The sequence below is a fragment of the Lutibacter sp. genome, from assembly GCF_040883305.1.
Lineage (GTDB): Bacteria > Bacteroidota > Bacteroidia > Flavobacteriales > Flavobacteriaceae > Lutibacter.
Genome location: NZ_JBFLKT010000428.1, coordinates 1 through 6,564 on the forward strand (window position 1 = coordinate 1; position 6,564 = coordinate 6,564).

The window sequence follows — 6,564 nt, forward strand, 5'->3', positions numbered from 1 at the left end:
AAACTAAAAAGCTTTTCAAAAACATAAATCAATGGTAAAACAAACAACGTTGCTCCTCCATTTATTGTAAAATAAACAAACTTTTCCCAATCTAAATTTTGTGCATTTCCTTCTTGAATAATTGAAAAAGCAAAATATGCTACAAAATAAACAAAGGTAATTTGAATAACCGAAATAAATAAATTAGCTCTTTTATACAATTCTGAAATAGTTAAAATAGTTACTATACCAGCTATAATTTGTAAAAAAATAAACTCAAAACTATTTGGAACAATAAAACCTAATAATAAAACTGTTAGCACGTGGGTAAATAAACCTAATCTTGCATCAAAAAAAGCTTTTAAAACTAAAGGTAAAATTACAATTGGGGCAATATAAATATATTTTGCATCGTACTTAACAATAAGGGTTATTAATAAAACAATTAAAATAATATTAAAAAATATGAATGTTACTTTTGTATTATTTTCAAAAATTTCTAAACGGTATTTTTTCAAAAAAAGTAATAACATTAAAAATGCCAATGCAACCAAAATTGTATATCCAGATACTATCCAATTATAGTTAGATTTACTCCAAACCTGAGATTCAAACTCACTCTTGATTGAATTTAACGTTATTAGTTTTTCTCCTTCAACAATATCTCCTTTAAATATAATTCTCTCATTTTCAGCAACTAAACCTTTAGTGTAAGAAATTTTATTTAAATTTTCTTGAAGTACTCTTTCCGTAAAATCAGTGTCAAACGTTACATTAGGTTTTAATCCTTCATAAATAATATTTAAAACAATATTTTCTTCTTGGATAAAAGGTTCGTTTCCTATTTTTGAATTTATAAAACTTAAAATTTGTGATGCTTTAAAAAGTTTATTTACATCAATTTCCTGGCTTTTATTTCCTTTTCTAAGTGTAATTAAATCAACATCTGGCTTAATATCTGAAGTGGACTCTATATATCCAAATTCATAAATAGAATTTATGATTTGTGAAGCTAAATCTCTTAATTCTCCTTTTTCAGTTTCATTTATTTCAGAATTGGATAATGCATCTTCAATTTTAAAATTTATTTCATTTTTTACTTGGATAGCAATTTGTTCATCGTACTTAAAAAATTGCTTAGACAATTTTGTTATTTGTTCTTTTTCTAGAGCTATTTCCTCTGAAGTTTTTTGAATAGCAAAATCAAAGGGAGCATAATAATTTTCATATTCCCATGGCTTTCCTTTTTGGAATTCATATTTAAATTGTCCGCTTTTAGGAAATAAATAAACCACTAAAATTATAGTAGCGATATATAAAAATAGTTTATATATTAATGAATGGTTTACAAGTAATTTATTAATTATGTTTTTCACGAAGTATCCGTTTGCAATTCAAAAATAACAATAATTATTCTATTTGCAGTCGGTTTTATTCTTTTAATAACGCTTCAAGCCGCACTGGCATATTTTTATGTGTCCAACTACTATAATTAAAATATCCAATTTTATTATGAATGGCCCCTGTTTTATTAATTATTTCCTGAATTATTGATTCTGGTTGAATTTTAGCAACTGATATTTCTTTTACAATACTATTTAATTGCTCAGCTACCTTATTTTTAATTTGTTCATTATGATTTATTAACCATTGCTCAAATGCTTCTTCAGTTAAATGTTTATCAATAATTTTTTCTATCATTAACTGTCCGTGCTTCTTAGACTCTTGAATATTTCCTCTTCCTGTTACGGCATTACCAATAGCAAACACATTATCGAATCCAAAAACATGATAATCTGCTTCTTCCCTCATTTTTAGTGATGAATATTCGTATTGTAAACCGTTTATTTTCTCTGGAATACTTCCTATAGAAGAAATAACCATTTCAGTTTTTATATTTAAGAAACTATTTTTTATAGGTTTAATTTTCCCATTTTCAACTTGTACTTTCTGAAAAATAATTTCTGTTAATTTAGTATCGCTCTCAACAAAATCAACTGGAATACATAATGGAACAAATTCGAACAAATATTTTTCCTGATACTTATTTAATAATTTTTCTGAAACCTTTTTAGCAATTTCAATACTCTCTTTTGTTTCATCTTTTGGAGTTTTTAAAGGCATATCTTTAGCTGTTCTTCTATAAATAAGCTTAGCCTTTCCAATTTCTAATTCATTAAAATCTATATTTAATTTTTCTAAAATTGTATTTATACCTTCTTTTTCTAATGTAAACAAGTCTATTTCAATTCCTTTTTTAACAAATAATTGCTTTTTAACAATTTCAATCATTACAATTTTAACTACATCTAAAGATGCCAAACCTCCACCAATAACAATGGTATTATTTTTTACAGTATAATTTGGACCATCATAATTTTTTTCATGTTTATGATTAAACCAATAAATAAATGAATTTTGATACACCAGTTCTTTATCTATAAACTTATCTATAGCCAAAATTGGCAAAACCCTATCTTCCCAAGCGCCATTTGCCAAAATAATTGCTGAAAATCCCCAATTATTAACCAAATCTAAAAAATCAATATCTCTTCCAATCTTTGTTAGTGGCACAAATCGAATATTCTCTTGGTCTAATTTTGAATCTATTTCATTTATTTGCCGATCCCTTAAATTAATGTGCCATTTTGGTAAACCATCTTCAATTTTACCATAAGGCAGTTTATTCATTTCAAAAACAACAACGCTAAAACCATTTTTTGCAAGAATATTTGCTGCTTCCGAACCTGAAATAGATCCCCCAATTATCGCTACATAATGCTTTTTAAATACTGCTGATTTGCTCATAAAACCTTTTGTTTTTAATTCATTAACCAAAGTATAAAACTAAAACCAATTATAAGTGATATATATTACAAAATTAAACGCTTCTCTAAAAATCGAAAGATTCCTTAAAATTGATTAAATTCGCAGTTGAAAACATATTAAAATGAATTTTGTTGAATAACATAAAGGTAATTCTTTGTAAAAAATAAATATAAAAAAATGAGAGAAGTTGTAATTGTTTCTGTGGCCCGAACTCCAATTGGTACTTTTTTAGGAAGTTTAGCTGCTATTTCTGCCCCTAAACTTGGCGCTATTGCTATAAAAGGAGCTTTAAATAAAATAAATTTAGATCCTAATTTAGTTGATGAAGTTTTTATGGGAAATGTAATTTCTGCAGGACTTGGTCAGGCACCAGCAAGGCAAGCTGCTATTTTTGCAGGTATTCCAAATAATGTGCCTTGTACTACCATAAATAAAGTATGTGCTTCTGGTATGAAATCTATAATGTTAGCTGCTCAGGCAATTAAAGCTGGTGACGCGGATATTATAATTGCTGGTGGTATGGAAAATATGAGTAGCATTCCTCATTATATTTCAGGAAGAAAAGCAACAAAGCTAGGAAATATAAATGTAGTTGATGGACTTTTATTGGACGGATTAACTGATGTTTATGATCAAAAACATATGGGTACTTGTGGCGATTTATGCGCTACAGAATACAATTTTTCTAGAGAGGATCAAGATAATTTCGCTATAGAATCTTACAACCGTTCGGCTAAAGCCTGGGAAAACGGTAATTTTAAAAATGAAATTGTGCCTGTAGAAATTCCTCAAAGAAAAGGAGATCCTATTTTATTTTCAGAAGACGAAGAATACAAAAACATTCTTAAAGAAAAAATTCCAACATTAAGACCCGTTTTTAGCAAAGATGGTACTGTTACAGCCGCAAATGCTTCAACTTTAAATGATGGCGCAGCTGCACTGGTTATTATGAGTTTAGACAAGGCAACCGAGTTAAACTTAAAGCCGTTAGCAAAAATTAAAGGCTATGCAGATGCTGCAAACGAACCTAAATGGTTTACAACTGCTCCTGCGAAAGCACTTCCTAAAGCGTTTGCCAATGCTGGCATTTCTAAAACCGACGTTGATTATTATGAATTAAACGAAGCTTTTTCTGTTGTTGGATTGGCTAATATTAAAATTTTAGGATTAGATGCTGAAAAAGTAAATGTTAATGGTGGGGCAGTATCGTTAGGTCATCCGCTCGGAATGTCTGGAGCAAGAATTGTTATTGCTTTAACTTCAGTATTAGAACAAAAAAATGCAAAAATTGGTGCTGCAGGAATTTGCAATGGTGGTGGTGGCGCAAGTGCAATTGTAATTGAAAGAATGTAATTTTGTTGTATGCAGTACGGTATTTGTAATTTAAGTATTATCCCTGTTAGAATTGAACCTAACAACACTACAGAAATGGTCTCTCAAGTATTATTTGGAGAGCATTTTAAAGTGCTTGAATTAAGAAAAAACTGGAGTAAAATTAGAGTGGCATTTGACAATTATGAAGGTTGGATCGATAACAAACAATACGAACAAATTTCTGAAGAGATTTACAGTTCGTTAGAAAGTTCAGTTTTAACTCAAGCAGCTGAATTAATTGACTTTGCAACGGACAAGAACAATCAGTTTTCAACAGTTTGTATGGGCTCTAATCTACCTTTTTACAATACTAAAACTCTCGTTTTAAATACTAAGAAATTCCATTATGATGGCGCCATACTAAATTCAAAAATACCAAAAAACTCGATTATTGATATTGCTTACAAATTTTTAAACACACCTTTTTTATGGGGTGGAAAAACACCTTTTGGAATTGATTGCTCAGGATTTACACAAATGGTTTATAAACTTTGCGGTTATAAATTATTAAGAGATGCCTCACAACAGGCAACACAGGGAGAAGTGCTAAGTTTTATTGAAGAAAGTGAACCAGGTGATTTAGCTTTTTTTGATAATAATGAAGGAATAATTACTCACGTGGGTATTATAATGAAAGATAATTATATTATTCATTCCCATGGAAAAGTTAGAATTGATATGATCGATCATAGCGGAATTTTTAATCTCGATTCACAAAAACATACTCATAAGTTACGAGTAATTAAAAAAATTATATAAAAAAAACCTCTCAAAATTGAGAGGTTTTTCTATCTTATAAATAGAACTCTATTGTTTTAATTCCTCATAAACTGCTTTAATCTCATTCAGTTTATCTGTCATTTCAAGATTTTCGTACAATCCCATTAAAGTTTGTACTATATTAATGTTTTTCCCATTAATTTCGTAAGCTTTTTCATAATATGGAATTGCTTCTTTATAAATTTCAAATTGTTGTGCTTGTAATTTATCATATTTAGCAAAATCTGATAAATTCTTATTCATTTCTTCAATTATAGGGGCCGCTTTTTCTATAATTGCAGCACCAATATTATTATAAGCATCGGCATACTTAGGGTCTAATTCAATAGCCGTTTCGAAAAATTTTATAGCCTCATCTAAATTTCCTTGACCCATGTTCATTACTCCTACATTATAATGTAACGTTGGTTCTGTTGGATTTAAATCAATTGCCTCTTCTAATTTTATTTTAAACATTTCATTATTTCCAGCTTTATAATACATGTTTGCCTCTTCAATCAATAAGGAATAACTTTCTGGAAATTCTTCTCTTCCTTCTGCAATAACTTTAAGGGCCTTTTCAGAATCCTCTAACATTGAATAATTTTGAGCTAAATTTTTAAAAATCAATTCACGTCTCGAGTCTTTTACCTCTTCTCTTGGATTCTCGGCAATTCCCAATTTTACTTGTAAATCCATTGCTTTTTTATCTGGATACGTAACCTCTTCTCCACTTTCTTTATCGGTAGCAACAAAAATAGTTGAAATCCCAGTATAATTTAGATCCAGTAACTTTTCATAAGCATTTTTAGAACTTTCGTAATCTTTACCATAAAAATAAACCAATGCTGCATTGTCTAAAAAGGTGGTATCTTTCGGACTTAATGCATAAACTTGAGCAAACCCATTTGCTGCTTTTACATAATCTTCAGGTAATTTAGTTTCAACTGCAGTTTCATAATCTTTAGAAGCTTTACTTGCTGTATTTTGAACCATTGTATTAATTAAACCGCCAACTTCATTGGTATATTTAAGCTTATTCGACTCCTTTTCAAAATTAATTAATTGATTAAAAGCAGCTCCAACTTCTTCAACATTTTCAGCAGCCCCATTTTGATACAAAGCAATACCTTTTAAATAATAGTATTTAGCTTTTGTTTTTTGATCGGCACTACCAATTAAACTTTCTGCTTGGTTTATAGCCGCTATTGCAGATGAAAAATCATTTGCTTTAATTGCTTTTTCTGCAGTTTTTAACTCATTTTTTTGTCCGAATACTGTCATACTAACTAATAAAGCAGACAGAAATATTAATTGTTTTCTCATTTTAATTGATTTATTCTTTATTTATTCTTTATTTGTACTCTCGTCATTATTGTTTTCAATTTCCGTGCCATTTTCATTTTCATCAATTTCAACTTCTTCTTCGTGCATAACTTTTGCAACAGCTGCAATTGAATCGTTATCTTTAATATTAATTAATTTAACACCTTGGGTTGCACGCCCCATAACACGTAAATCTGCAACAGCCATTCTAATAGTAATTCCTGATTTATTAATAATCATTAAATCATCTTCATCTGTTACATTTTTAATTGCAACTAAACCACCTGTTTTTTCTGT

6 protein-coding genes are annotated in these 6,564 nt (G+C 29.0%); 2 read left to right on the forward strand and 4 right to left on the reverse strand.

Annotated elements, in window-relative coordinates; all coding sequences use genetic code 11:
- The coding region (locus AB1Z17_RS13870; RefSeq protein ID WP_368052364.1) for a phosphohydrolase at positions 1-1,355 on the reverse strand (1,355 nt) is incomplete at its 3' end.
- A 55-nt stretch (positions 1,356-1,410) separates the two neighbouring features.
- The gene (locus tag AB1Z17_RS13875) at positions 1,411-2,787 is read right to left on the reverse strand and encodes a hypothetical protein (RefSeq protein WP_368052365.1); all 1,377 of its coding nucleotides are present in this window, start codon (positions 2,785-2,787) and stop codon (positions 1,411-1,413) included.
- Positions 2,788-2,985: 198 nt separating this feature from the next.
- Here AB1Z17_RS13875 and AB1Z17_RS13880 point away from each other — a divergent pair, with 198 nt between their 5' ends.
- The gene (locus AB1Z17_RS13880; protein ID WP_368052366.1) at positions 2,986-4,161 is read left to right on the forward strand and encodes an acetyl-CoA C-acyltransferase; all 1,176 of its coding nucleotides are present in this window, start codon (positions 2,986-2,988) and stop codon (positions 4,159-4,161) included.
- A gap of 9 nt (positions 4,162-4,170) precedes the next feature.
- Complete coding sequence (locus tag AB1Z17_RS13885) at positions 4,171-4,941, forward strand: NlpC/P60 family protein (protein ID WP_368052367.1); 771 nt, start codon at positions 4,171-4,173, stop codon at positions 4,939-4,941.
- A 48-nt stretch (positions 4,942-4,989) separates the two neighbouring features.
- Here AB1Z17_RS13885 and AB1Z17_RS13890 read toward each other — a convergent pair whose 3' ends face one another.
- Together AB1Z17_RS13890 and AB1Z17_RS13895 are read right to left on the reverse strand one after the other, a co-directional pair.
- Positions 4,990-6,267, reverse strand: coding sequence for a tetratricopeptide repeat protein (locus tag AB1Z17_RS13890; protein ID WP_368052368.1), 1,278 nt, complete (start codon positions 6,265-6,267; stop codon positions 4,990-4,992).
- Positions 6,268-6,288: 21 nt separating this feature from the next.
- Positions 6,289-6,564 (reverse strand): DNA gyrase C-terminal beta-propeller domain-containing protein (locus AB1Z17_RS13895; protein ID WP_368052369.1); only part of this gene is annotated, 276 nt, incomplete at its 5' end.